Consider the following 22,266-nt stretch of genomic DNA (forward strand, 5'->3'; position numbering starts at 1 on the left):
CGGGTTCTCCTGCAATTCAAACAGGACTATCCTGAGGTGAAGGTGGTTCTTCACACGATGGAGAAGGAGGAGCAGATCCAGGCCCTGAGGCAACACCGAATTACTCTCGGATTTAACAGGATGCTCAAGCCACTTCCCGATATAACCACAGAATTGGTGAACCAGGAGCGACTACTGCTAGCCGTCAACATCAACAGCCCTCTGGCCACTCAACCGGTTATCAGATTCCGGGAGTTGGCCAATTATCCAATGGTGCTTTTCTCTTCCAGTAGCCGCCCGAATTTCGTCGATAAGGTGATGTCCCTTTGTTATGCCGCCGGCTTTACCCCGGAAATCACGCAAGAGGTGGGCGATGTGGTGACTGGCGTTGCCCTTGTCGCAAGTGGCTTCGGAGTGTGCTTGGTATCCAAATCAGGATCGACACTTTCCCTCCCGGGAGTTGTCTACCGAGAGATTTCAGATCTCCCGAAGGAGGCCTTCATAGACCTGTCCTGTGTATACCGAAAAGATGATAGCTCGAACCTTTTAAACTCGTTTCTTGCAACACTGCGAAGATTTAAGGAGACTGAATAAGTCTCGAAATTAGCGATAATGCGACCATCGTCACCCGCATAGGATTCGTTGCCACCATGGATCAAATCACCTTCTCCGAAGCCGAGTACCAGATCAAGAAGCGCAAAACGCGTCGTGAGATCTTTCTGGAACAGATGGACAAATTGCTTCCCTGGACGCAGTTGGAGAAGAAGGTGGCTCGTTACTATCCTAAGGGCCAGAACGGGTGACCTCCCCGTTGTCTGCCATGCTGCGAGTTCACTGCATGCAGTTGTTCGATAACCTGAGCGACTCGGCAATGGAAGATGCTCTGTACGAGATCGAATCCATGCGGCACTTCGCCGGTCTGAAGCTGGGCCGTTTGCCGGACGAGACCACCATTCTCAACCTTCTTCGGCATTTCCTGGAGCAGCACGGTCTTAGCAAGGCGCCGTTTAAAGAGGTGAACAAACATCTGGAGAAAAACGGCCTGATGCTGCGCGAAGGCAGCATTGGCGATGCCACTATTATTACTGCGCCGAGTTCCACCAAGAACACATATGAGCCTTCTCGGATTCAATAGGCAATAGTCATTTTTTTGGCCGCGCCAGCGGCCAACCTAAACCCATGAGCGAGAACGCCTGCTTCGTCAGTCTCGCGGAGCTGTCAGGCACTTACAGCAAACACATATAGGGGCTCTCTTACGTGGCTTTAGGCCACATCCTGACCGGTCGTTCCATCGGTGGGTCAGGGGCACCAGACATTCATCGATAACCGGTCACTGGCGCTATTCAAGCGTCGGGCTGCATGGCTCCAGTTAGTGTCAGGCTCAGGACCGGTGTAAGCGCACTGGCTCATGGTATTAAGGCATGCCCACGGGCTGGCTAATCAAGTCGCTCTGGCTTCAACATCGGTGACAGAATACCGCTTCGGCATCGGGTACCAGTCAGCAGACTCGCAGTCTTCAGCGTCATCCTTTCTGATCCAGTTAGACGTCACGCTCAGCCCGTGGCGTGACTACCTCTCAGGAACTGTTGTTCATCGAACACCCTTTTGTCTTTGAGCATGAAGTACACCGCTCGGCCCATCTTGTGCGCCAAGGCGGATAGGGCCTTGGGTTTGTTCATTCGCCTCCGGAGTTTTTCGACGTAGCGCTTGGCCTTGTCAATATAACGGATAAACAGCACGGCTGCTTCCCACTTAAGGAGGCTGTGAAAAAGCGTTGTTCACCCAGCCTCCATGCCAGCGAGCAGAATGCCTCGGACATTGTCCGGGACATTTTTGCTTTTAATCACTCATTATTCTCAGGTAATAAAAGAGCCGCGAGGATGCTCAGGCAAGTCTCGCCAGCATTTCCTTTACGCCCAGCACGTTGATCGCCCGCATGAGGTTATAACTCAGAACACCCAGGCTGTATTCACTACTGGCAGAGCCATGACCCCAGCAGGTAAACCGGCCTTTATTCAGCAGTCTCTTCAGAGTCGCGAAGGTGGGCTCCACGGTGGCCATACGAAGGATCATCCGCTCGGGCGTTGCTGCGTCGTCGGCCTTCTCCAGGGCCGCCTCATCAAAGTGTCGCGTTATCCAACGTCGATCGGCCTTAGTACACTTCACCTGCAGGGGGCATTGATTGCAGTCGGAACGGGCATACAAATGCATCCTCTGTTGATTGCTGATGGTCTTGTGGTGCAATAGTTGTCCAGCAGGACAGCGGTAGGCGTCTTCTTCCGGCAGATAATTTTTCTGGAAGTACTCGCCGGTTCCTTGATTGTTGACGGCCCGATTCGATGGCACCGCCAAGTCGTACTCGGAGGATTGAAGGTGGCTTATCTGTTCACCGTTGGAATAGCCTGCATCAGCAGCGATGGTTTCTAATTCGCCCCCCAGTGCCTCATGCAGGGTGTCGTTGCCTGTCCGGGTCAACTCGTGGTGAACGATCAGTTGGTGTTCCTCATCAACGGCATTCTGCGGGTTATAACCAACCACCATGCCTTCTCGGCCGGATTTCATCAGCCTGGCATCCGGTTCGGTGCGACAGTGTTGTGTTTTACCGTCTTTCACCAGGGTCTTGAGCTCATCCTGCAGTTCTGCCTTGTGGGCTTCCAGATACGCTAGCGCCTCTGCCACCTTGTCACGGTCCAGATCTGACTCGCCCTCTTGCTCCGAAGCCGCTAGCTGGGCAAGGTAGCCGTCGATCTTCTGATCCAGCTTGCCCAGCTGTTTCTGCAGTTGCTTACGGGAGATGGCCTGATCTTTACTGGCCGCTGCCTTGAATTTGCTGCCATCAATCGCGACAAGCTGGCCACTGACCAGCCCGGCCTGTCTACAGAAGACAATGAATTGACGGCACACCTTCTTGACCGCATCACCGTTATCCTTGCGGAAGTCTGCAACGGTCTTGAAGTCCGGTACCAACTGCTTCATCAACCAAAGCACTTCCAGATTGCGGTGGCATTCCTCCTCCAGGCGCCGGGTGCTGCTGGTCTGATTCAGGTAGGCGTAGATATAAAGCTTGAGCAGATCTCCAGGGTGGTAGGGACGGCGGCCTGTGTTAGCCGTTTGGGCTTTCCGGAAGCCCATCTCGGACAGGTTCAGCGTATCCACAAACGCATCAATGACGCGAACCGGGTGATCGTCGGGGACGTAATCTTCAACGCTGGGCGGGAGTAGCAGCGTCTGATTTCGAGGAGAGCCTTCCAGATGACTCATAAAAAATAACCGCGAGCCATGTCGCGGTTATTTTGCCAGCTTAAGAGGCTGTTTTCACACAGCCTCTTAAGCTGGGCATTGCCGATCTTGTTGCCCTGAGTGCCGTAAACCTTGCCGGCGGATTCGGCTTTGCATTTCACCAGGCGAGCGTAGGACGCGAACTTCTGAACGGATTCGAAGCGTTGAATATCGCCGACTTCGTAAAGAATGGTCAGGGCCAGAATGCGACCTACTCCAGGAATGGTCTTCAGCACGTTGAGTGACGCTGGGTCGTGTAGTTTGGCCTGCTGTTCCAGGTGCCATTCAAGCTTTTTGAGTTCGTGCTGGTAACAATCGACGATGGCCAGGTCCAGATCGATGTTGCGCTGAACGTCTGGATCGGTAAAAGCAGCGGCGAGTTGTGACCGGCCGCCTGGGTTGTTGAGGTAGACTTTGCTGGGCGGCAGATTGTACTGGCCCAGAGTGTTCACTGCGTGGGCCTTGAGCATGGCCCCACGCCGGACCATGCGGGTGCGACGGCGCAACAGATCGCGGGTGGCCCGCATCTCTTTGGGATAGACATAGGCCAATGAGAAATTACCACCGCGCATGACCATCGCAATCTTGAAGGAATCGATGCGATCATTCTTGGTTTTACCGCAGTGGATGGCCTTCATATAAAGCGCGTGTCCCAGGAAAAATTGGATGCCGTATTCTTCACACAGATCGGAGATCCAGTACCAGCAGTGCATGCATTCGACGCCCACGACGAGATCATCGCGAAAGACAGCCCCCGCCACGCGAAACTGCTCAAACCGCTTACGCCACTTACTGACGGTTTCTGCCGATACACCCACTCGCTCAGCAATCAGTCGTCCGGGTAGGCCCTCGGTGCTCAACAGGATCATTCGCGCACGGTGTTGCTCGGCTGCTCGCATTGCTGTGGCACACACAACTACGTTGACAGACTCCGGCATCTGCCGGCGACGAACCCAAGTATTGAGCTCATCACGTTCTTCGTTTGTAATGATCAGAGAAATAATTGGTCGACCATGGCAGTAGCTCCATCGATGCTTTCTGCAACTATACTCTTGAGCTATAACTATATCGGTGACCTTTTGTTAAGCTACACGAAATTATTTTCGGTTTCTTCGCTCTCTCTGTAAAATTAGATACCATTTTTCAAAACAGAAAACGAAATTTATATCACCTTTCTCGTGACCACCATTTTTAGAAAGTCTGAGTCACAATTCTTACAGCAAAGTCGACATTGACCCAACGCGCCAGTACAGCAAATAGAAAGACAAACGTTTACCTGGCACGTAAGAACCGCATAATACATGCAACGTGTTTCATTGATTCTTATTTGCGAACTCGGGCCATGACTGCAAAAAACCAACTAGAATTGCTCGTCAAGAATTTCCAGAAGAAGCGGCCGCTGCGCACAGGCTCCCTCATCATCACCATTTATGGCGATGCCATCGTTCCCCGCGGCGGCAATGTCTGGCTTGGAAGCCTGATGAAGCTGGTTGAACCCATGGGTATCAGTCAGCGGCTTGTCCGCACCTCGGTGTATCGTCTGGTTCAGGAATCCTGGCTGCAGACAGAGAAAGTGGGTCGTTGCAGTTACTACAGTCTCACCGGCCCGGGACTGCGTCGGTTCGAGCAGGCCTTCCGGCACGTCTACAACCTGGACACGGAGGAATGGAGCGGCAGCTGGTGCCTGGTGTACCTGAACCAGCTCTCTCCTGAGCTGAAGCAGAAAGTCCGGGAGGAATTGAAGTGGCTGAGTTTTGGCAGCATGGCGCCGGGCTTGATGGAGCACCCGCGGTTCACCCGCGGCGAGTTGATCCCCATGCTTCAAGAATGGGGTGCGCTGGAAGACACCATCGTAATGCAGACCATGCCCATGGAGCAGAAGAGCCCAAGGGCGCTGAGACTGCAGGTTCGCGAAAGCTGGAACCTGGATGAGCTGGGCGGCCGCTACCGGCGCTTCCTAAGCCAGTTCCGCCCCTTGTGGCGTGAACTCCAGACAGAGGACACTCTCAGCCCCGAGGAGTGCCTGATTCTAAGGATCCTTCTGATCCATGAATACCGGAAAATTCTTGTGAGGGATCCATTGCTGCCCTATGAGCTGTTGCCCGGAGACTGGGAAGGCAGAAGCGCAAAGCAGCTGTGCCGAAACCTGTATCGACAAATCTGTATCCGGGCGGAGCAATGGCTGGACGAGAACCTTGAGAACGCCTCCGGCCCCCTTCCAGGACCAGGCGAAAAGTTTTTCAAGCGCTTCGGTGGCCTGAGAGATACGACGACACAGACTGACCTGAAGAAAGAACCGGAAGCGTTATAACCGACGGGAGTCAACTCAACCGGCAGCGGCGGCTTGCTGGGTCAAGCGCAACTCGCACCTCAGCACTCGCGAAGTGGGGGCGCCCATGAAAGACTATCTGGCACGATAAAACGACGATCCCAAGCCTTTTGTCTGGCGCAAGACAGCGGATCAAATCATTGAATCAATTGCTCGTCTATCCGATAAGCTTAATAACAAGACGAACTTTTGTAAGGGACGTTAGGGAAGCTGTAGGTGTTCATGTGGTTTCCTCCGAATTGCGTACGGTTCCACGAACCTCGTAGGAACGGCCCCGGAACAGGGCTACTTTGCGACCGTCCTGATTGGTTAATGTGATGTCGTAAACACCGGTGCGGCCGCCCCGGACCTGTTCTTTGGCGGTGGCGATCAGTCGGTCTCCCTCCTTGGCACCGTACATGTAATCAATACTGCAACCCGAGGCAACAGTGGCCCGGTCGTAGCTATTGCCGGCAAAGGCAAACGCGGAGTCGGCCAGGATAAATAGGTAGCCGCCATGGCAGGAGCCGTGGCCCTGGATCATGTCGCCGGTCACGGTCATGGTGATGACCGCCTTGCCGGGCGCGACAGATTCAATGTTCATTCCCAGCTTCTGGCTGGCGCGGTCCCGCGCGAACATGGCTTTCGCGCATTCTTCGGCGAGTACTTGTGGATCCATCTCATTCATGAATAAACCTCTTCTGTGCAATTGCGTTCTTCCGGAGCGGCAAGGCAGGGCTTTAGTGATTTTCTGCGAAGCTGTTTGTGAACACTTTAAAGAAGTGTGCCGTACGAAGCCGGTTATTCCAGCTCAGGGGAGGTGCCGGAATAGTTCGATCCCGCGTTGTTCCCGTGTCGTCGGTTGTAAGGGGTAGCGTGAAAAGTGTTCTAAACCGACACGGTGCCACCGACCTTGGGTCACAATTATATATTAGAGTTACGCCTCGTTCCATCGTTGGCGTCTGCGCCTTTGTAAAAGCGAAGTTCACCTGTGAACTAGGCTCACTGATCGTTGGCTCACCGGCCAAGGTAATACGGATGCTCAACAATAAGGAAATTGCCTGGAAGAAGAAGGGGGCTGAAGGATACCGGCGGCTGACGCTTCGGTCTCTCGCCAGCCTGCAGGAAGCCGACCCTGATCGGGCTCGTGTGGATGCAAGCGGCTACAAGCCCAAGTACGAGCAATCCGAGTGACAGGCGACGCCGGGTGGTAAGGGGCTACTAAAATCCGGAGTCCTTGACGTGAAGTCGAAAACCTTTAACCCATTACGTCATTTTAGTTGCGGTAGGAATACACCTCACGAGGCACCCCCCGCACAGATCCGTACGTGCGGTATTACCGCATACGGCTCCTGCCTCGGGTGACGACGGCGAAACCGCTCGCTGGGCCAGGGGTGGAGGATGCGCGGTAGCGGGAGCCAGGTATCGCGAAAGCGTTTGAAGCGCTCCCACGTCAAGCCCCGTGCTTTCTGGCTTCTACGCCTTAACGCCTTGAACCAGGCGCGGCTGAGATGGTGCCAGAAAGCTCGAAGCGAGGCCAGATTGTACGCGTGATAATTGTAGTACCCCTGAAGCACGGCGCGCAGCCAGCGAGCGGTCTCTAGAACCGGTCGATGCAGGCGCCGACGCAATTGCTTTTTCACTTGTTGCAGTTTAGCCCGTAAGCGCTTCGCGGTGGTCTGGCGCCGGATGGTGTACTTGCCTCGGCGTGTGCACGAACAAATGTGCGTCATGCCCAGGAAGTCAAAGGTTTCCGGCTTGCCTTCGCCGCGCTGCTTACGATTGAGGGTGGCATAGCGGCCAAACTCCAGTAGCCGCGTCTTCTTCGGGTGTAGCGTCAAACCGAACCGCTTGAGGCGTTGCGCCACGGCGGTGCGAAAAGCCTCCGCGTCACCGCGGTATTGGAACCCCATAACGGTGTCGTCAGCGTAACGCACAATAACCACCCGTCCACGTGCGTGGTGTCGGCGCCACCAGTCGGCCCACAGGTCAAACGCATAGTGGAGGTAAATGTTGGCCAGCAACGGCGAGATCACGGCGCCTTGGGGTGATCCCTCGGCGAGATCGAGCCATTGCCCCTCATCAAGGGCACCTACTCGCAGCCATTTCTTGATCAGTCGCAGAATGCGCTTGTCGCCAATCCGGTGGCTAAGAAAGCGCATGAGCCAGTCGTGCTGGATGTGGTCGAAAAACCCTTGGATGGCCATATCCAGGACCCAGTTGACCGGTTGACTGGTCAGGCCGACCCAGAGCGCGTCCAACGCATCGTGTTGACCTCGCCCCGGCCGAAAGCCGTAGCTGAAGCCTTTAAAGTCAACCTCGTAAATGGCATTGAGCACCTCCACCAGTGCGCCCTGGACAACCTTGTCCTCCAGGGCCGACACGCCCAGCAGTCTCTCACTGCCGTCCTCTTTGAGGATGCGCGCTCGTTTGACCGGCTGAGCCCGATAAATGCCCTCTTGTACACTCCGGTGCAGATCCGCGACCCGCTTCTCTGCAATCGGTGCGTAATCTTCCCACCGCACCCCGTCCACGCCTGGACTCGCATTGCGCTTGAGGCGCGCAAAGCTTCCTCTCAGGCGCTCTGGCGTTAGGTGGTGCAGCAAGGCAGTAAACTGCAACGTCCTGTCCCTTCTTGCGGCTTCCTGTACACCGATCAGACCACGCGACACGGCCCCTGGGCTCTGTGTCCCAGTCGTGGGCGCCTGAGCGGTGTTCCCCTTGGCCGAGCCCCTTCGCTCCACGAACTCCTCCGGTTTTTGGCGAGGTTGGTATTGCCCTCGTTGATTACCTTCGTTCATCCGCTTCTCCACTACTATGGGCTCGTCCGACCTGCCCAGCCGTGCTTGTGCAGGTCGTTCGGGTCTTTCACCTTCACCTGCCGATCTGGTGATGCACTACCCACACCACCAGATACGCGCTGGGCTCTCCCAGGTTCCGTGCATGCTGTATAGAGCTGCGTGCTCAGGTTCTATGACTCCGTGGGGTCCGACCAAGACTTGCCATTTGCGCCTCGGCCGGTATTGCCTTCCGTGAACGGGCATACCGTCGGCACCCCAAGGGCGAGAATTTTCGGAGCTCAATACCTGGCCCACAACAACCCCTGTCAACGCTTGCCCATTCCGGTTACCCGTCGCGGCCATGACTCGGGGACAAGGCGGCTGGCCAGCCTTACCTCGTAGCGCATTTACAGCGCCACTGACCTGCCCCCAGTCTTTAATCCAACTGCTCCCTAGTAATGTCCGTTACTGACCCTGACCCAGTATTAGGTCCACCCAGAGTTGGAAAAATCCGGCAGTAGAACACCAGTGCCAACATTCATTCCGACCAGAAGCGCGATGTCCAGGTGGCCGCCGACCAGCGCTTTCCGAGACTGTTCATCGTCGTAGATCTTCAACGAAAACCATTGATGCGAATACACATGGCTGCGGACATACAGAGACGTGGTTTCCCCCGACGGTACCGTAAACGGGTAGACCACCGTACCCCGATACATCAGTGGATGGTCACTTGCATCATTAAGATCAACGGATGCCTGATCGACAAGATTGTCAGCGCGTTCCTCAAAGACATCGATCGAACGCACGTGATAGGCCTTGGGTAAGTGCAGAAAAAGCGACCTGGATTCAGCGCCCGGGTTGTGCAGTGCCACCTGGTACCAGGTCACCGTCGCCCGTGTGCCAAGTGTTGTGGTGCTGGTGGTTTCCCGAAAGGCTTGCTTGTGAATCGCCTCATAATCCAGCGACTGGGAATCGTCGATGAAATACTCGACCGTGAAATCTGTTAACTGGCCTCCTTGCTGACTAAGGTCCAGGGCCACCGGCGATGCCTGGGCTGAAATACCGGCTATCCACAAAAAGAAAAAACACAAAACCGCTCGGTGGGGAGGCATTTAGGGTGTCCTTACACCTTAAAAGGCTGAAGTCTAGCACCTGCCGCTGGAACAAAACGATTGCTTTTATCGCGTTTTGCGTGAGTTTCTGTAGCCTCCCCCCTCTTTTTGATACCTGAAAGTTTGTGGAGATTGATGCCTTCGGCAGGTCAATCCAGCCTTTCCACTCTCCAATAAAACATCCCCGACTTTTTCCCGAGGATGGTTGCCGATATATGCGTGTCACTGGGCTTGTCCGCAAGCCCGTAGCACACATGCAAAGGCAGAAGGTGTTCTTCCCGGGGGTGGCAGAAGCGGGCGTGGGGCGCTCGCTCCCAGTGAGCCAGGCGCTCACCACGTTCCGATTCCTGCAGGGCGGTATCACCACACGTCTCTTCCAGCCAGTCCTCGAAAGCCTGATTACGAGCCCGAATCTCCGGCGTATCTGTCGCGAAAAACGCCCGCATGTTATGGAACGAGAACCCAGAACCGATCACGAGCAGGTTGGCGTAGTCCAGCCCCTGCAAAGCACGACCAATCGCCAAGTGGGTGCTGGCATCCAGACTGTCTACCAGGGACAGCTGCACGCATGGGATATCCGCATCCGGATACATCAGCTTGAGCGGCACGAACAGGCCGTGATCAAAGCCCCTTCGATCATCAAGTTGCGCTGGGATTCCAGACTGTACCAACGCGTGGTAAACCTGCCGCGCCAGCCCCGGCTCTCCCAGGCAGGGATACTCGATACTGTAGGCCTCCGGCGGGAAGTCATAGTAATCGTAGATGAGCTGCGGACTGGCCCCCGAGGTGATCATCGGCACTGACTCCTCCCAGTGGGCGCTGATAACCAGTATCGCCGACGGTTTGTGAAGCCTGTCGGCAAGCTCCGTGAGCCGCTCGACCATTTCACGGTGACCGGGATCCCCCAACAGCGGCATTGGCCCGCCGCCATGGGAGATGAACAGCACATTAGTTTCAGTTTTCATGGCGGTTGCTCCTGTGTTCAGAGTTGGCCCGGCCCTGCCGGCACAATACCCGTCGGGTTCAGCGCCTTGCTGGAGTAATACCCGGCCTGATGCGATCAAGGTTGACCGTATTGGCAATGCCGTCAAGCGCCAGAATCCGGTGCATGTAGTCGTGCAGGCGCGGAATGACTCGCAGGGTATTGCGGTTACACTTGAACAGGCCGTGGGCCGTGGTAGGCGGCGTCAAAACGCACCAGGTTACGAACAGACGTATATCCGTCTCTGTGAGTTGCTCACCAAACAGGCAGGTGCGTCCATTCGCAGACGGGAATCCATTTCATCAAGGCGGCAAAGCCCGCTTGGTACACGCCGTTGTTCAGGGCCGTGTACAGATAATCGTTGAGCCTGTCGATATCCCCTGCCAACTCTTCCGGATACAGATCCGGGCCTTCATCCACAATCGCCGCGAACGCACTGTTCAGCATCCGCAGGATATCTGCAGACTCGTTATTCACGAGGGTGCCCGTGTGTTTGTCCCAGAGCGCCGGCACAGTGGCGCGACCAGAGATTGTGGATCGGCACGGGTATACAACTCGTGCCTATAGCGCGCGGTTGAGTGTATCTTGCCGCCAACTCCAAGTCCTGGTCTGTGAGCCGGGGGGTTGACGATGGTAACACCAATGACGTCCTTGAGCCCTTTCAGTTCCCGGGCCATAAGTGCCCGCGATGCCCAAGGATAAATGTACGCCACGTACAGGTGATAACGCCCCTTATCCGCCTTGAACCACCTTTACCGGTGGGCCCCAGGCGCACGATCCGATGTAATCACAGTTGCGAAAAGGAGAGGTCTGGCGAATAAACCGTCCCTCCTTATCCTGCGAGTATCGATGGTGTTCAAACTGCTCCAATCCGCCCAGAAACGCTGGAAGCGGATCAAAGGGTTCGACCAACTCAGACTGGTCGTGAACAACGTCCAGTTTCGGGATGGAGAACAGGTGGATGATCAATCTGACAGGAACGCTGCCTGATGGTCATACACCAGATTTGACAACAACTCCCCCTGCTGAACGCGTTCCCGGAGTCCCACCCCGCCGTTGGCATTGATCTGCAGTTGAACGACCGGAAAGTCGTTATCGTTGGGGAAGGGTTCGATATCGCGTCGGATCGGGCACCTCAAGAGCTCCTTGCTGATCGCCAAACGGCTCGCCCCGGTAAGGCTGGTCCTGTGCGCATCGCCGGCCTACCTGAAACAACACGGCACACCGGAGCGCCCGGAAGATCTCGGTAACCACCGCTACCTGCACTACAGCTACATGGACGCCGCCCACACGGTACAGAAATGGCTGCAAGGCAGTGGTCGCGAAAACACCAGGGAGATGATCAGCAACAACGGTGACGTGCTGATAGAAGCGGCGATTGCAGGCGCCGGAATTGCCCTGCAGCCCACCTTCATTGCGGGCGCGGCGATCAGGGAAGGAAAGCTGGAGGTTGTCCTGCCTGAGCATGAACCAGAGCCCATGGCACTTTATGCGGTATACGCCCACCGGCAACTGTTGGCGAGCAAGGTGCGCGGCTTTACCGATTTCATCGATGGTTTTTTCGGCGAACCTCCGTACTGGGACAGGTTCGCCTAGCGAGCTCTGTCACGCCGACGATTGCCTCGATACCAGCCCGTCCATGAATTCATTCGGTTTCACTCATCTGAGTGCAGTAATAATGCGTGGACTGTCTCTGTATAGGGAGCCTCAACTCCGAGATGCTTGCAGCGTCGCAGTACCGCCCCGGCAATGGTATCCAGTTCCAGCGGGCGACCTCTCTCCCTGTCGATCAGCATTGACGTCTTGATGGCGTTGAAGCTGCTGATCAACTCAAACATCTCGTCCAGATCTGCCTTCCCGAGATTCACGCCGTCTGCCCTTGAGGCCTCGACGGTTTCAGCCATCATTCCATACGCGATTCTGCCGAATCCAGGGTGATGGGTAAGGCTTCGGGTATCCAGCCCTGTAAGCGCGGAAAGTGGGTTTACACCATTATTAATAACCAGTTTACGCCAGAGCTCATAGCGAATGTTGTCCGAGGATCTGGTTGGAATACCGGCATCATTAAAAGCGGCAACCAGGGTCTTGAGTAGCGGAGTTCGGGAGTCTTGCCGACCACTGACTTTGGGCCATGCCCCCATCACGATTTGTGCGAGGCCCTCAGCCTCGATAACACCCGGCCTTGCAATATGCCCTCCTATGCGGACTGCAAGCCCACCAATGACCCTGTCAGCACCAAACTTTTCCGCCAGGAGTGGTTCGTTATCGACGCCGTTCTGTAAGGAAAGCACGGGGGTCTGCCCCTGCTTTAGCCAATCGCCGAGCTCGCTCACCACCGAAGCAGTCGCCGTGGCTTTGAGTGCGATGAGGATAAGGTCAAACTCGTCTGGCTTGTACTGGGCAACAAGCTCCTGATGGTCATGAGCAGCCGGGGCATGGGCCAACTCGCGATCTTCATAGTGGACCATCAGGCCGTTATCCTTCAACGCGTCCAGGTGTTCCCCCCTTGCTGTCAGCACTACCCGATGCCCGGCATCCAGAAGCCTGGCGGCGTAGTAACCACCGATGCCGCCGGCACCGATCATCAATAATCTGAGCATTTACGGAATCCCTTGTGTTTCCCATAGCCTATTGCATCCAGCCATAACCTGCGAGGGATTGGCTGTTCTCATTCAGCGAAAAGCCAAACAGGCGTTGGGGCGCTTTCATGCCGCCCAGGCTGAAGGCGGTGTTGAGTACACAGTGTCGGGTCTGCAACCGGGTTACTCTGGCCCGGTGATGGACGGCTACCGTTCAAACCCGATTTCGACATGGCTTTCACCCACTTCTGCTCGTCTTCCCACTGTCGAATCAGATGACGGATATAGCCGTCATGGGGCTGACTATGGCTGGCGTTATTGCCGTCGGCATCCAGCCGGTCCAGGCAGATGTGCAGTACGCCCTGATTTCGCAATACCTTAAGGCAATGGCCAATGGTACGATAATGCTCACTGTCATGCCGGTATTCAGCCGTAATTCGATCACTTCCTGGGGCACCAGTTGCATCATGCTCTCGGCCAGTAATTTCAGCCCGGAATCCCTGGGGCCATTAACGGCAACTTCGAACCCGCGTGCTTTCATGCCAGACTGCAGGCGCCGGGCCAGAGCACCTTCACCGCACTGATGAAAGATTTCCGGCTGGGCGCCCCCGGGGCTGAGGTAATAAATGCCACGCTGTCCACAGCAAGGTCCTGTCGTATCAGACGACGCAGGCTCGACTGGCATTGCGGCCCTATCAAAGCCTCTGTTTCACAGATGACTTATGACGACCGGTTCTATCTGAATATCCGCGATGGCCTCGGCTGGAACTTTATTAGTTATGGCGCATGGTCGCTGTCGACCTACATCGGCTATGTCGGGGGCCGTGATAATGAGGATGACCTGAGCAACCTGGATAAGGTGGACAGTGGGGCTGCCATTGGTTTGCGCGTTGCCATGGAGGACGGGCCTTTCAATTACAGCGCGTCGGTAAAGACACCGGTGACCGGCGACGTCGACGGCTATCAGTTGACACTTAAGGGAAGTTGGCGAACCCCGCTGACAAAAAACCTTTTGTTGTCGGCCGGTCCCGGCCTCTTCTACAGCAGTGAGCGCTGGACGGAGAGCAAGTTTGGCGTATCCGAGGCAGAGAGCACCCGCTCCGGCCTGAGCGCCTATGATGTTGATAACGGTTACCTGCGCATACGTTTTGGTGGCACTATGACTTACCGCCTAAGTGCCGACTGGTCACTGACCGGTCTTGCGGGAGTGGCCTACCTAACTGGAGAGGCCAAATACAGTCCGATAGTTGCGGATATTGGAGATCATGTTCAGGGCTTCGGCGGATTTTTGATGAACTATCGCTTTTAACGGGACGAAGCTCTCTTGAGATTGATCATTTTTTTGTTTGCACTTGTTCCCGGTTTTGTCGGAGCCAGTTCCGGGGCCTTTAGCATTTCCTGGGACAACGACCTTCTGACCGGCTCGGATAAGGGCTATACCAATGGTGGTCGATTGTCCTATCTGAGTGCGTCGGCAGAGAACAATAACTGCGAGGTGTGTCTGGCCAGAAGGGCCAGGAACGCGATGGATTGGTTGCCCGTTATTGGTCGCACGGGCAACGCTCATGCCTTGACCTTCAGCTTGAGCCAACTGATGGTCACCCCAGAGAACCTACAAGCATCTGGGCCGATTTATGAAGACTTGCCTTACGTGGGCTACCTCTCCAGCTCAATCACTCTGTGGAGCTGGAGTTCAGAATCCCAGACCGGCTATGGCATCGGTCTGGGTGTCGTTGGACCGAATTCCGGCGCCGAAGCAACGCAGAAATGGGTCCACAAACTGACCGGCAGCACCAATCCGAATGGCTGGGATAACCAGCTGGGCACTGATGTCATTGGCGAAGTGCACACCTTTCATGCTCGGCGGTTGTTTCTCGAAAATATCGGCAGTGGGATACCTCAGGAGGTTGCCTGGGTAACCGGTGGCAGGCTGTCGAATTTCGTCAGCAGTGGCGAGTTGGGTATGACTTGGCGAATCGGCACCAACTTGCCCGCCAATATCATCCCGGATTATGCAGGAGCCTCTTCAACCATTGCCCTGCCGGGCTCACTGAATGCCCCCGGCTCGGGTTGGTCCGTGTTCATTGGTTTGGGTATGGAGTTCATACCCTATTCCTATCTGGAGGAGCAGTCAGGGCGCTACGATTATGACCAGCGTTCTGTTGTTGGTCTGGGCGGCGTGGGCGTTGGCTGGCATTCGCCTGGAATCCAGATTGCCATCACACTCAGAGCGACGACCAGTCAGAATGAAAGGAATAAAGATGCACTTTCTTTTGGGACTGTGTCGGCTGCGTATCGCTTCTGAGTGCCGAGACATTTTCGGGCAGTGTTTACCCTACACCTTGACTCCTTTATTGATGACACCGTCCATAGCGATCTGCCAGATCAAATCACCAATGGCGTCGAGTGAATGGGCCCCGTTCGGGTCGAACCAGGTTGCAACCCAGTTGAGCGCCCCAAGGCCGATCAAGCGAAGCAAACGGCCGTCAACATTCTTCCGGACCACGCCCTGCGCAATCATTGTTTCGAGGATACCGGCCCACAGGGACTCGTACTGGTCACGCAGTTCGATGATTTCCTTACGAGCCTCCGGGCCCAGCGCCCGCCATTCAAACAACAGCACGTAAACCGCATCCGAATCTACCAACAGAGCGCGCAGATGTGCGTTGATACAAAGACGCAATCGTTCAAACGGGTCATCCGAGCTGGCGTAAGCCGACTCGATCTCTGCGGTCACCAGGTCAATTCCCCGGCGCATCAGCTCGACAAGCAGCGCTTCCTTGCTGTTGTAACGATAATACAGACTTCCGGGCAGCATATTGCAGGCCTCGGCAATCTCCTTGAGCGACGTCCTTTCAAAACCTTTCTCACGAAAAAGCCGGGCTGCGTTAGACAAAACATTGCCCTGGTCGCCCAGTTTGCTTGCAGGAGTCATCTGTCTGTTAACCATCGCTTAAGTATCTCCTCAGCAAGCCCATTTATTATTCATCGGAGCGGTCGCCACCAGACTCGCTGCACTGATCGTACGCCATTACGCAGGTGGCCTGCCATTTGTCCGCAAACATAGCCTTGACTTTTGGTTGGTTAACCAACCAAAATCCAGCAACAATATTATTCGGTAGACAATGACATGGCAATGATCGATGAAAATCAGCGGTTTCCCATCACTTCCGCCCCGGTACGAAAGGCATGCCAGGCTGGGCAGATCTGATGGCCAAGCCGAACACAGTTCAGCACAGTAACGCTGTGGCGACGGCGTGGCAGTTCACCGAGCAGGTTCCCCACGGCAGGGAGCTGGGCATGCAGGTCGTCTCGGTAGACCAGGGCCAGGTCTGTATGCGGCTAACCCCGCAGTCATGGATGTTCGCCCATGAGGATACAAAAGAAATCTGCACCAGCGTACTTTACTCGCTGGCAGACTCCGCCGGAGGCTTGGCGGTATTCGCGGGGGCCCTGGAGTTGATGCCCATTGCCACGCTGGATCTGCGCATGGATTATCTGCGCCCTGCCAGCGGCGACCAGGCCCTGTTAGCGGTGGCTACCTGTCGACATTTAACGGACGAGGTCGCGTTTATTCATTGTGACATCCTTAACGAGGGCAATCGTGAGTTACTGGCAACGGCAAACGCCACCTTCATGCGTAACACCCAGGGCCAGCAATTCCATGCCGGTGGACGGGGAAAGGAGAGCGCATGAGCACGACTGGCGATTCGGCACAACACATCTCAGGCGCTGCAGAAAGTGGGAAAGAATGTGCTGACTGGCAGGCTCTGCTGGAGCGTATTCCCTACGCACGGCACCTCGGGCTTGAGGTTCAGCGCGGTGATGCAGGTGTATTGGTTCATTTGCCGTGTCGTGAAGCACTGATTGGCAACTTCATGCTACCTGCCCTCCATGGCGGTGTGCTTGGGGCCCTGATCGAACTCACCGCACGGGTGGCTGCGCAAAGCCAGGATGCAGAGATACGTTGCCCGCGCATTCTCGACAGCCACATCAATTACCTCCGCTCCGCGAAGGCCCGATCGACGTTCGCCAGGGCCGACATTATTCGGCAAGGCAGGCGCACCAGCCTGGTCCAGGTGACCTGCTGGCAAGGCGATGAGAACAAACCGATCGCCACTGGTCAGGTTCAGTTATTGCTCCCGACAATGGCCGCCCAACAAGAAGACCGTCATGGACATTAAGCACAACACACCTGAACGCGACGAATTCCGGGCGACGGATGGCGCCGATATCGCACTGTGGCGCTGGCCGCAATCCAAAGCGCGCCCCACGCTGCACTGGGCACATGCCACGGGTTTCCATGGCCGCCTGTATCGCCCTCTCCTTGACGAGCTTGCCACGGACGTCAATGTCCTGGCCTGGGACATGCGGGGGCATGGGGCCAGCGCCGGTGCGGCCAACCTGTCGACATTCCGGGGCTGGGAAACCTACTATCGCGACATGACGGCTCTGCTGGATAGCCAGGACGAGCCGGTCTGGCTTGCCGGCCATTCCATCGGTGCCACCACCAGCATCATGGCCGCTGCCCGACGGCCGGAAAAGGTGCTGGGTCTGATTCTGGCGGAACCGGTAATCATGGATCAGGGGCAGGGCCTGAAGCTGGGGCTGACCAAGCTGATACGCCAGTCACACCGGTTGTCACTGGCCGCCGGAGCCGCACGTCGGCGCAGGGTATTCGACTCGCACGCTGTTGCGCTGGACAACTACCGTGGCCGCGGTGGCTTCAAGACCTGGCCCGAAGCATGGCTGAACGCCTACGTCCAACACGCCTTCGTGCCGCAGGGTGACCAAGTTCAATTGGCGTGTGCGCCGGAGTGGGAAAGCGCTACCTTTGCCCATACCGAACACAACCCGTGGCCGGGTATTCGTCAGTTGCGGTGCCCGGTTATAGCACTGGCGGCAGAACGCGGGTCAACCTTCTCACCAAAGGCACAAAAACGCCTGAAGGCCCTGTTGCCTTCGGCTGACGTCAGGGTTCTTGAGGGCACGACCCATTTTCTGCCTATGGAGCAGAAGGACACCGTTCGCGATGCTATCCTGCAACTAGCTTTATCCGGATGCCGCGAGTACTGATACCCACACCTTAATTTTGCCGATCGGGACATCTGCCATGCGCTGTCTGCTGACCCTGTTTATCTCGCTGCTCATTCTGTCTGGTTGTCAGCAGTCTGCGGAACCGCCTCCAGAGGCCCGCCCCCCTGTTCCCTGGGTAAAAACAGTGGAATTGAAGGAGGCAGGTCCAACATCTCAGAGGTTTTCAGGAACCCTGCGAGGCCGCCACGAAGTTCCCCAGGCCTTTCAGATCGCCGGCCGGATTCAACAACGTTTCATCGATCCCGGTCAGAGCGTGGAAAAGGGCAGTTTACTGTTCAAGCTCGATTCACGAGACCTTATCGCAACCGCAGAGGGGGCCGCCGCTGATCTGAAGCGTGCAGAAGCGGCCCTGGCCATTGCCATCAATGAGCTCCAGCGCCAGCAGGAACTGGTAGGACGCCAGTTTGTCAGCGAACAAACCCTGCAACGCCTTGAACTGGCAGAGCGTGAAGCGCGCAGCCAGGTGGAAACGGCTTATGCACGAAATCAGCAGGCTCAGAATGCTCTGGGGTATGCCGAACTAAAAGCCGCCAATGCAGGCGTAATCACTGAGGTCATCGTTGAGCCCGGCCAGGTTGTGGGTATCGGTCAAACCCTTGCCATTCTGGCCGAAGATCAATCCCTGGAAGTCGAGGTTTTTTTACCTCAGGGCAGTAACCCGCCCCGGCAAGGTTATGTTCCTTTACCCAATGGCGAACAGCTTGCGGTGAATCTGAGAGAGATTGCCGGGGCTGCCGACGCCAGAAGCCGGAGCTGGCGTGCCCGATACAGCCTGGAGGGGCCCTACCCTTCGTCTTTAACGCTTGGTTCAGTGGTGAGAGTCCGGCTGATGCAGAAACAAACCACGGCCAGCCATCGTGTACCGCTGGGTGCCCTTGATGAAAGAGGAGAAACGCCGCAGGTCTGGTTGGTCTCCGACGGCACAGTGACCCCCCTTGCGGTCGAGGTTATCGATTTGGGTGAGGAGTATGCGCAGATCCGGGCCAACATCAACGCGACTACGCCCATCGTCGCATTAGGGACACACCTGCTCACGCCTGGCATGGCGGTGCGGGAGCTGGCTCAATGAGCTTGCCTAATCTTTCCGCACTGGCAGTGCGCGAGCGTTCGGTCACCCTCTTTTTCCTTCTGCTGTCCGTTGTCTCCGGCTTCTACGCGTTCTCGTCCCTTGGCCGGGCAGAAGACCCAGCGTTCACTGTCCGGGCGATGGTGGTTTCTGTGGTTTGGCCAGGAGCAACCCCTGAGGTGCTACAGGATCAGGTGGTGGATCGCCTGGAAAAGCAAATCCAGGAAGTGGCGTATTTCGACACTGTTGAAACCACCATCCGGCCCGGACAGGCCACCATGCTTATCCGGTTCCAGGATTATACGCCCAGTGAAAAAATGCCCGATCTCTACTATCAGGTTCGCAAGCGCATGTCCGATGAAAGCCCCAATCTCCCACGGGGTGTCATCGGCCCCATCGTTAACGATGATTTTTCGGACGTGTATTTCTCCCTGATGGCCCTCACAGCACCGGGAATGCCAATGCGTGAACTGACCCGCGAGGCAGAATCGATACGAGATCGCCTGCAACGCCTTCCCGGCTTACAAAAAGCACAGCTCCTGGCTGAGCGTCCTGAGCGGGTGTATCTCGAGTTTGATCAGGACCGGCTCAACAACCTCGGTTTGTCGGCAGAAGACGTGTTACAGGCGATAGAGGCCAACAATCGCCTTGAGCCTCTGGGCTTTGTTGATCTTGCCGGCCCGCGGGTTTATGTCCGCAGCAACATTGACCTGTCTGACCTTGAGCGCCTCGCCTCAGTACCTCTGCGTATCGGAGACCAGCTTATCACCGTGTCTGATCTGGCCGAGGTGCGTTTGGGCTATGAAGATCCGTTGAACTATATCGTCCGTTCCAGCGGTGAGGATGCGATCCTTCTGGGCGTCGTCATGGAGGCGGGCGAAAATGGCCTGGCGTTTGGCGAGCGCCTGCGCGAGTTTGTCAGCACTGAACAGTCCAGGCTGCCCCTGGGGATGTCAATACAGACCCTGACCAACCAGGCTGAGGCCATCACTCAGGCGGTTGATCTTTTTCAGGTCAAGTTTCTGGTGGCGTTGGTCGTCGTAATGGGCGTCAGTATTCTGGCGATCGGCCTGCGTGCGGGTTTAGTGGTGGGCATTGCTATTCCCGTTACTCTCGGGCTGACCTTTTTGTTGATGAAAATAGCGGGCATTAACCTGGACCGCATCACCCTGGGCGCGTTGATTATCGCACTGGGCCTGTTAGTGGACGATGCGATCATCGCCATTGAAATGATGATTGTGAAGATGGAGAGTGGCTGGGACCGGGTACGGGCAGCCAGTCATGCCTGGAGCGTCACAGCCGCGCCCATGCTGTTTGGAACGCTGGTGACGGTGGCCGGTTTTGTCCCCATCGGATTTGCTCAGTCGGGTGTCGGGGAATACACCGGCAACATCTTCTGGGTTCTGGCTTTTTCGTTGTTGATTTCCTGGGGAGTAGCGGTAACCTTCACGCCTTATCTGGGCGTGAAGCTTTTGCCCGAATACCCCGGGCATACTGGCCAGGACCTGTACCAAAGCACTTTTTATCAGCGATTGCGGGGGGTAATTGCCGCGTGTGTACGGTACCGGAAAACCGTCGTTTTTCTCACAGTCGGTTTGCTGGCGATCAGTGCTTTCGGTATGGCAACTCAAGTGCAGAAGCAATTTTTCCCCAGTTCTGATCGCCCCGAGGTTCTGATCAGTGTCTATGCTCCGCAGGGGAGCGCTATTACCACCACGGATCAAAGTGTCAGACGCCTGGAAGCGATATTGATGGACATGCCGGAGGTGAAAAGCCTTTCTGCATACATCGGTGCCGGTGCACCCCGATTCTTCGTATCGGCAAACCCCGAGCAGCCGGACCCGGCCTTTGCCAAGTTGATTGCCATTGGGCAGGACGTTGAAGGGCGCGATCACATCATCTCAGCGCTGGAAGCCAGAATCGCGGCGGGTGAATTTCCGGAGGCAAGAGTGCGGGTAACGCGTTTGCTGTACGGCCCGCCGGTGGCCTGGCCGGTCAGTTTTCGCGTGTTGGGTCCGGAACCCGATCAACTCAGAGAGATCGCGCACCAGATCCGGACTCTCATGACTGGGCATCCGAACATCGTCATGCCGCACCTCGAATGGGATGAGCGCGTGCCCACGCTCTATCTTGAGCTGGACCCGGAAAACCTGGGTTGGATGGGCCTGACCCCGGCAGAGGTCGCCCGGCAACTCCAGTTCCAACTCCGCGGAGTGACCGTCACCGAGCTACGCCAGGGCATAAGGAGCGTTCAACTGGTGGCGCGCAATGCCCGCGGTGACGTGATAATGCCCGAAGATCTTGAGATCAAAACCCGCGACGGCCGCAAACTGTCCGTACAACAACTGGGCCAGTGGCAGGTTCGTTATGAGGAACCCGTTATAAAGCGTTACAACCGTGCTCCTTTCCTGGCCGTCCAGGCGGATGTAAACGGCGCCCAGCCACCGGATGTCACCAAAGAGATCTGGAGTACGATGACAGGCCTGCGTGAACGGTTACCGGACGGTTATCGTATTGAAATTGGCGGTACGGTGGAGCAATCCGCCAAAGCCAACGCCTCCATCCAGACATTACACCCCGTGATGTTGGCGTTGATGCTGATCTTCATCATGCTTCAGATGCGTTCATTTATCGGCACATTGACCGTTCTGGCCACCGCGCCATTGGGGCTGATTGGCGCTGTGCTGGCTTTGCTGTTGTTTAATCAACCTTTTGGCTTTACCGCGTTGCTGGGACTGATTGGCCTGGGCGGCATCCTGATGCGAAACACCATGATTCTGACGCAGCAGGTGCAGGACAACTTCACAACTGGGATGGCTGCCCGGGAAGCCGTGGTCGAGGCAGCCGTCCAACGCGCCCGCCCCGTGGTACTCACTGCCCTGGCGGCCGTTCTGGCGTTTGTACCTCTGACCTTTGACCTTTTCTGGGGGCCGCTCGCTTATGTGCTTATAGGGGGCGTAGCAGTCGGCACTCTGATCACCCTACTGTTTGTTCCGGCGCTTTACGCACTCTGGTTTCGGTTAAAGGAAAAGTGAGCCAGGTGTTTGAGCTCCGAAGTAATCCTTACATAGCCGACGAAGCCAG

Annotated in this window: 24 protein-coding genes and 3 pseudogenes; 14 read left to right on the forward strand and 13 right to left on the reverse strand. The window is 56.2% G+C overall.

The genetic code is table 11. The annotated features are described in order from the left end of the window. The 3 genes from A8B84_RS09230 to A8B84_RS21840 all read left to right on the forward strand — a co-directional run. On the forward strand, positions 1 to 573 hold a 573-nt coding region (locus tag A8B84_RS09230), incomplete at its 5' end, for a LysR substrate-binding domain-containing protein (protein WP_201257877.1). A gap of 56 nt (positions 574 to 629) precedes the next feature. Beyond that, a complete protein-coding gene (locus tag A8B84_RS21835) occupies positions 630 to 782 on the forward strand; it encodes a hypothetical protein (protein ID WP_227512694.1) in 153 nt (50 codons plus the stop codon). Then, positions 779 to 1,114: a transposase gene (locus A8B84_RS21840; protein ID WP_227512695.1), complete on the forward strand. Its 336-nt coding sequence runs from the start codon at positions 779 to 781 to the stop codon at positions 1,112 to 1,114. The genes A8B84_RS21835 and A8B84_RS21840 overlap by 4 nt, the downstream gene beginning before the upstream one ends. A gap of 418 nt (positions 1,115 to 1,532) precedes the next feature. Here the strand turns inward: A8B84_RS21840 and A8B84_RS21490 are convergent. The 3 genes and pseudogenes from A8B84_RS21490 to A8B84_RS09250 form a co-directional block, all read right to left on the reverse strand. Next, positions 1,533 to 1,736 (reverse strand): annotated as a pseudogene (locus A8B84_RS21490) (IS110 family transposase); the annotation flags it as partial. A 127-nt stretch (positions 1,737 to 1,863) separates the two neighbouring features. Beyond that, the gene (locus A8B84_RS09245) at positions 1,864 to 3,240 is read right to left on the reverse strand and encodes an IS1182 family transposase (protein ID WP_064227856.1); all 1,377 of its coding nucleotides are present in this window, start codon (positions 3,238 to 3,240) and stop codon (positions 1,864 to 1,866) included. A gap of 5 nt (positions 3,241 to 3,245) precedes the next feature. Beyond that, positions 3,246 to 4,157 (reverse strand): annotated as a pseudogene (locus A8B84_RS09250) (transposase); the annotation flags it as partial. A 443-nt stretch (positions 4,158 to 4,600) separates the two neighbouring features. Here A8B84_RS09250 and paaX point away from each other — a divergent pair. After that, positions 4,601 to 5,569, forward strand: a complete 969-nt coding sequence (paaX, locus tag A8B84_RS09255; protein ID WP_064227857.1) for a phenylacetic acid degradation operon negative regulatory protein PaaX — start codon at positions 4,601 to 4,603, stop codon at positions 5,567 to 5,569. Positions 5,570 to 5,807: 238 nt separating this feature from the next. On the opposite strand, the gene paaI is transcribed toward paaX, so the two are convergent. Further along, entirely contained in the window at positions 5,808 to 6,254 is a 447-nt protein-coding gene (paaI, locus tag A8B84_RS09260) for a hydroxyphenylacetyl-CoA thioesterase PaaI (RefSeq protein WP_064227858.1), read from the reverse strand. A gap of 350 nt (positions 6,255 to 6,604) precedes the next feature. Here paaI and A8B84_RS21705 point away from each other — a divergent pair, with 350 nt between their 5' ends. Then, entirely contained in the window at positions 6,605 to 6,760 is a 156-nt protein-coding gene (locus A8B84_RS21705; RefSeq protein WP_201257879.1) for a hypothetical protein, read from the forward strand. Between the two features lie 104 nt (positions 6,761 to 6,864). Here A8B84_RS21705 and ltrA read toward each other — a convergent pair whose 3' ends face one another. The 5 genes from ltrA to A8B84_RS21850 all read right to left on the reverse strand — a co-directional run bounded on the left by ltrA (position 6,865) and on the right by A8B84_RS21850 (position 10,917). Further along, entirely contained in the window at positions 6,865 to 8,091 is a 1,227-nt protein-coding gene (gene ltrA / locus A8B84_RS09270) for a group II intron reverse transcriptase/maturase (RefSeq protein WP_367184214.1), read from the reverse strand. Between the two features lie 740 nt (positions 8,092 to 8,831). Beyond that, positions 8,832 to 9,458 (reverse strand): 7TM-DISM domain-containing protein, encoded by a 627-nt coding sequence (locus A8B84_RS09275; RefSeq protein WP_064227859.1) that lies wholly within the window; start codon positions 9,456 to 9,458, stop codon positions 8,832 to 8,834. A 149-nt stretch (positions 9,459 to 9,607) separates the two neighbouring features. Next, on the reverse strand, positions 9,608 to 10,423 hold the full coding sequence (locus tag A8B84_RS09280) for a DODA-type extradiol aromatic ring-opening family dioxygenase (RefSeq protein WP_064227860.1): 816 nt from the start codon (positions 10,421 to 10,423) through the stop codon (positions 9,608 to 9,610). A gap of 58 nt (positions 10,424 to 10,481) precedes the next feature. Then, positions 10,482 to 10,649 carry a hypothetical protein gene (locus A8B84_RS21845; protein ID WP_227512696.1) on the reverse strand — a complete coding sequence of 56 codons (168 nt, stop codon included), beginning with the start codon at positions 10,647 to 10,649 and terminating at the stop codon, positions 10,482 to 10,484. Between the two features lie 46 nt (positions 10,650 to 10,695). Continuing rightward, complete coding sequence (locus A8B84_RS21850; protein ID WP_413772184.1) at positions 10,696 to 10,917, reverse strand: hypothetical protein; 222 nt, start codon at positions 10,915 to 10,917, stop codon at positions 10,696 to 10,698. A gap of 366 nt (positions 10,918 to 11,283) precedes the next feature. On the opposite strand from A8B84_RS21850, the pseudogene A8B84_RS21495 reads away from it, so the two are divergent. Then, positions 11,284 to 11,430, forward strand: a pseudogene (locus tag A8B84_RS21495) (IS256 family transposase); the annotation flags it as partial. Here the strand turns inward: A8B84_RS21495 and A8B84_RS21855 are convergent. Further along, positions 11,406 to 11,600: a hypothetical protein gene (locus tag A8B84_RS21855; RefSeq protein ID WP_227513977.1), complete on the reverse strand. Its 195-nt coding sequence runs from the start codon at positions 11,598 to 11,600 to the stop codon at positions 11,406 to 11,408. The pseudogene A8B84_RS21495 and the gene A8B84_RS21855 sit on opposite strands and share 25 nt — an antisense overlap. Here A8B84_RS21855 and A8B84_RS09290 point away from each other — a divergent pair. Further along, entirely contained in the window at positions 11,587 to 12,036 is a 450-nt protein-coding gene (locus A8B84_RS09290; RefSeq protein WP_264753892.1) for a substrate binding domain-containing protein, read from the forward strand. The two genes, A8B84_RS21855 and A8B84_RS09290, sit on opposite strands and share 14 nt — an antisense overlap. Positions 12,037 to 12,095: 59 nt before the next feature. On the opposite strand, the gene A8B84_RS09295 is transcribed toward A8B84_RS09290, so the two are convergent. Both A8B84_RS09295 and A8B84_RS21860 read right to left on the reverse strand, forming a co-directional pair. Beyond that, positions 12,096 to 13,040: a ketopantoate reductase family protein gene (locus A8B84_RS09295; RefSeq protein ID WP_064227861.1), complete on the reverse strand. Its 945-nt coding sequence runs from the start codon at positions 13,038 to 13,040 to the stop codon at positions 12,096 to 12,098. Between the two features lie 250 nt (positions 13,041 to 13,290). Then, positions 13,291 to 13,560, reverse strand: coding sequence for a hypothetical protein (locus tag A8B84_RS21860; RefSeq protein WP_064227862.1), 270 nt, complete (start codon positions 13,558 to 13,560; stop codon positions 13,291 to 13,293). A 174-nt stretch (positions 13,561 to 13,734) separates the two neighbouring features. Between A8B84_RS21860 and A8B84_RS09305 the strand changes: the two genes are divergently transcribed. Together A8B84_RS09305 and A8B84_RS09310 are read left to right on the forward strand one after the other, a co-directional pair. Then, positions 13,735 to 14,328, forward strand: a complete 594-nt coding sequence (locus A8B84_RS09305; RefSeq protein ID WP_064227863.1) for a MipA/OmpV family protein — start codon at positions 13,735 to 13,737, stop codon at positions 14,326 to 14,328. Positions 14,329 to 14,343: 15 nt separating this feature from the next. After that, complete coding sequence (locus tag A8B84_RS09310) at positions 14,344 to 15,324, forward strand: lipid A deacylase LpxR family protein (protein ID WP_064227864.1); 981 nt, start codon at positions 14,344 to 14,346, stop codon at positions 15,322 to 15,324. A gap of 30 nt (positions 15,325 to 15,354) precedes the next feature. Here the strand turns inward: A8B84_RS09310 and A8B84_RS09315 are convergent, their stop codons facing one another. After that, on the reverse strand, positions 15,355 to 15,969 hold the full coding sequence (locus A8B84_RS09315; protein WP_064227865.1) for a TetR/AcrR family transcriptional regulator: 615 nt from the start codon (positions 15,967 to 15,969) through the stop codon (positions 15,355 to 15,357). A 239-nt stretch (positions 15,970 to 16,208) separates the two neighbouring features. On the opposite strand from A8B84_RS09315, the gene A8B84_RS09320 reads away from it, so the two are divergent. Genes A8B84_RS09320 through A8B84_RS09340 form a run of 5 tightly spaced genes read left to right on the forward strand, consistent with a single transcriptional unit; the run spans position 16,209 to position 22,217 of the window. Continuing rightward, a complete protein-coding gene (locus tag A8B84_RS09320; protein ID WP_227512698.1) occupies positions 16,209 to 16,715 on the forward strand; it encodes a PaaI family thioesterase in 507 nt (168 codons plus the stop codon). Then, positions 16,712 to 17,203: a PaaI family thioesterase gene (locus A8B84_RS09325; protein ID WP_064227866.1), complete on the forward strand. Its 492-nt coding sequence runs from the start codon at positions 16,712 to 16,714 to the stop codon at positions 17,201 to 17,203. Before A8B84_RS09320 ends, A8B84_RS09325 begins: the two co-directional genes overlap by 4 nt. Beyond that, entirely contained in the window at positions 17,193 to 18,095 is a 903-nt protein-coding gene (locus tag A8B84_RS09330) for an alpha/beta fold hydrolase (RefSeq protein WP_064227867.1), read from the forward strand. Before A8B84_RS09325 ends, A8B84_RS09330 begins: the two co-directional genes overlap by 11 nt. 37 nt (positions 18,096 to 18,132) lie before the next feature. Then, entirely contained in the window at positions 18,133 to 19,185 is a 1,053-nt protein-coding gene (locus tag A8B84_RS09335) for an efflux RND transporter periplasmic adaptor subunit (RefSeq protein WP_064227868.1), read from the forward strand. Further along, positions 19,182 to 22,217 carry an efflux RND transporter permease subunit gene (locus tag A8B84_RS09340; protein ID WP_064227869.1) on the forward strand — a complete coding sequence of 1,012 codons (3,036 nt, stop codon included), beginning with the start codon at positions 19,182 to 19,184 and terminating at the stop codon, positions 22,215 to 22,217. Before A8B84_RS09335 ends, A8B84_RS09340 begins: the two co-directional genes overlap by 4 nt. The last annotated feature ends 49 nt before the right edge of the window (positions 22,218 to 22,266 follow it).

The organism is Marinobacter sp. EhC06, assembly GCF_001650915.1.
GTDB lineage: Bacteria > Pseudomonadota > Gammaproteobacteria > Pseudomonadales > Oleiphilaceae > Marinobacter.

Bases quoted from the DNA above. Each gene is read 5' to 3' on its own strand.
- A8B84_RS09335 (WP_064227868.1), top strand. From the start codon at position 18,133: ATGCGCTGTCTGCTGACCCTGTTTATCTCGCTGCTCATTCTGTCTGGT.
- A8B84_RS21860 (WP_064227862.1), bottom strand. From the start codon at position 13,560: ATGAAAGCACGCGGGTTCGAAGTTGCCGTTAATGGCCCCAGGGATTCC.
- A8B84_RS09315 (WP_064227865.1), bottom strand. From the start codon at position 15,969: ATGGTTAACAGACAGATGACTCCTGCAAGCAAACTGGGCGACCAGGGC.
- paaX (WP_064227857.1), top strand. From the start codon at position 4,601: ATGACTGCAAAAAACCAACTAGAATTGCTCGTCAAGAATTTCCAGAAG.
- A8B84_RS09325 (WP_064227866.1), top strand. From the start codon at position 16,712: ATGAGCACGACTGGCGATTCGGCACAACACATCTCAGGCGCTGCAGAA.
- A8B84_RS09320 (WP_227512698.1), top strand. From the start codon at position 16,209: ATGCCAGGCTGGGCAGATCTGATGGCCAAGCCGAACACAGTTCAGCAC.
- A8B84_RS09340 (WP_064227869.1), top strand. From the start codon at position 19,182: ATGAGCTTGCCTAATCTTTCCGCACTGGCAGTGCGCGAGCGTTCGGTC.
- A8B84_RS09275 (WP_064227859.1), bottom strand. From the start codon at position 9,458: ATGCCTCCCCACCGAGCGGTTTTGTGTTTTTTCTTTTTGTGGATAGCC.
- paaI (WP_064227858.1), bottom strand. From the start codon at position 6,254: ATGAATGAGATGGATCCACAAGTACTCGCCGAAGAATGCGCGAAAGCC.
- A8B84_RS09305 (WP_064227863.1), top strand. From the start codon at position 13,735: ATGACTTATGACGACCGGTTCTATCTGAATATCCGCGATGGCCTCGGC.
- A8B84_RS21705 (WP_201257879.1), top strand. From the start codon at position 6,605: ATGCTCAACAATAAGGAAATTGCCTGGAAGAAGAAGGGGGCTGAAGGA.
- A8B84_RS09280 (WP_064227860.1), bottom strand. From the start codon at position 10,423: ATGAAAACTGAAACTAATGTGCTGTTCATCTCCCATGGCGGCGGGCCA.
- A8B84_RS09295 (WP_064227861.1), bottom strand. From the start codon at position 13,040: ATGCTCAGATTATTGATGATCGGTGCCGGCGGCATCGGTGGTTACTAC.
- A8B84_RS09330 (WP_064227867.1), top strand. From the start codon at position 17,193: ATGGACATTAAGCACAACACACCTGAACGCGACGAATTCCGGGCGACG.
- A8B84_RS09245 (WP_064227856.1), bottom strand. From the start codon at position 3,240: ATGAGTCATCTGGAAGGCTCTCCTCGAAATCAGACGCTGCTACTCCCG.
- A8B84_RS21835 (WP_227512694.1), top strand. From the start codon at position 630: ATGGATCAAATCACCTTCTCCGAAGCCGAGTACCAGATCAAGAAGCGC.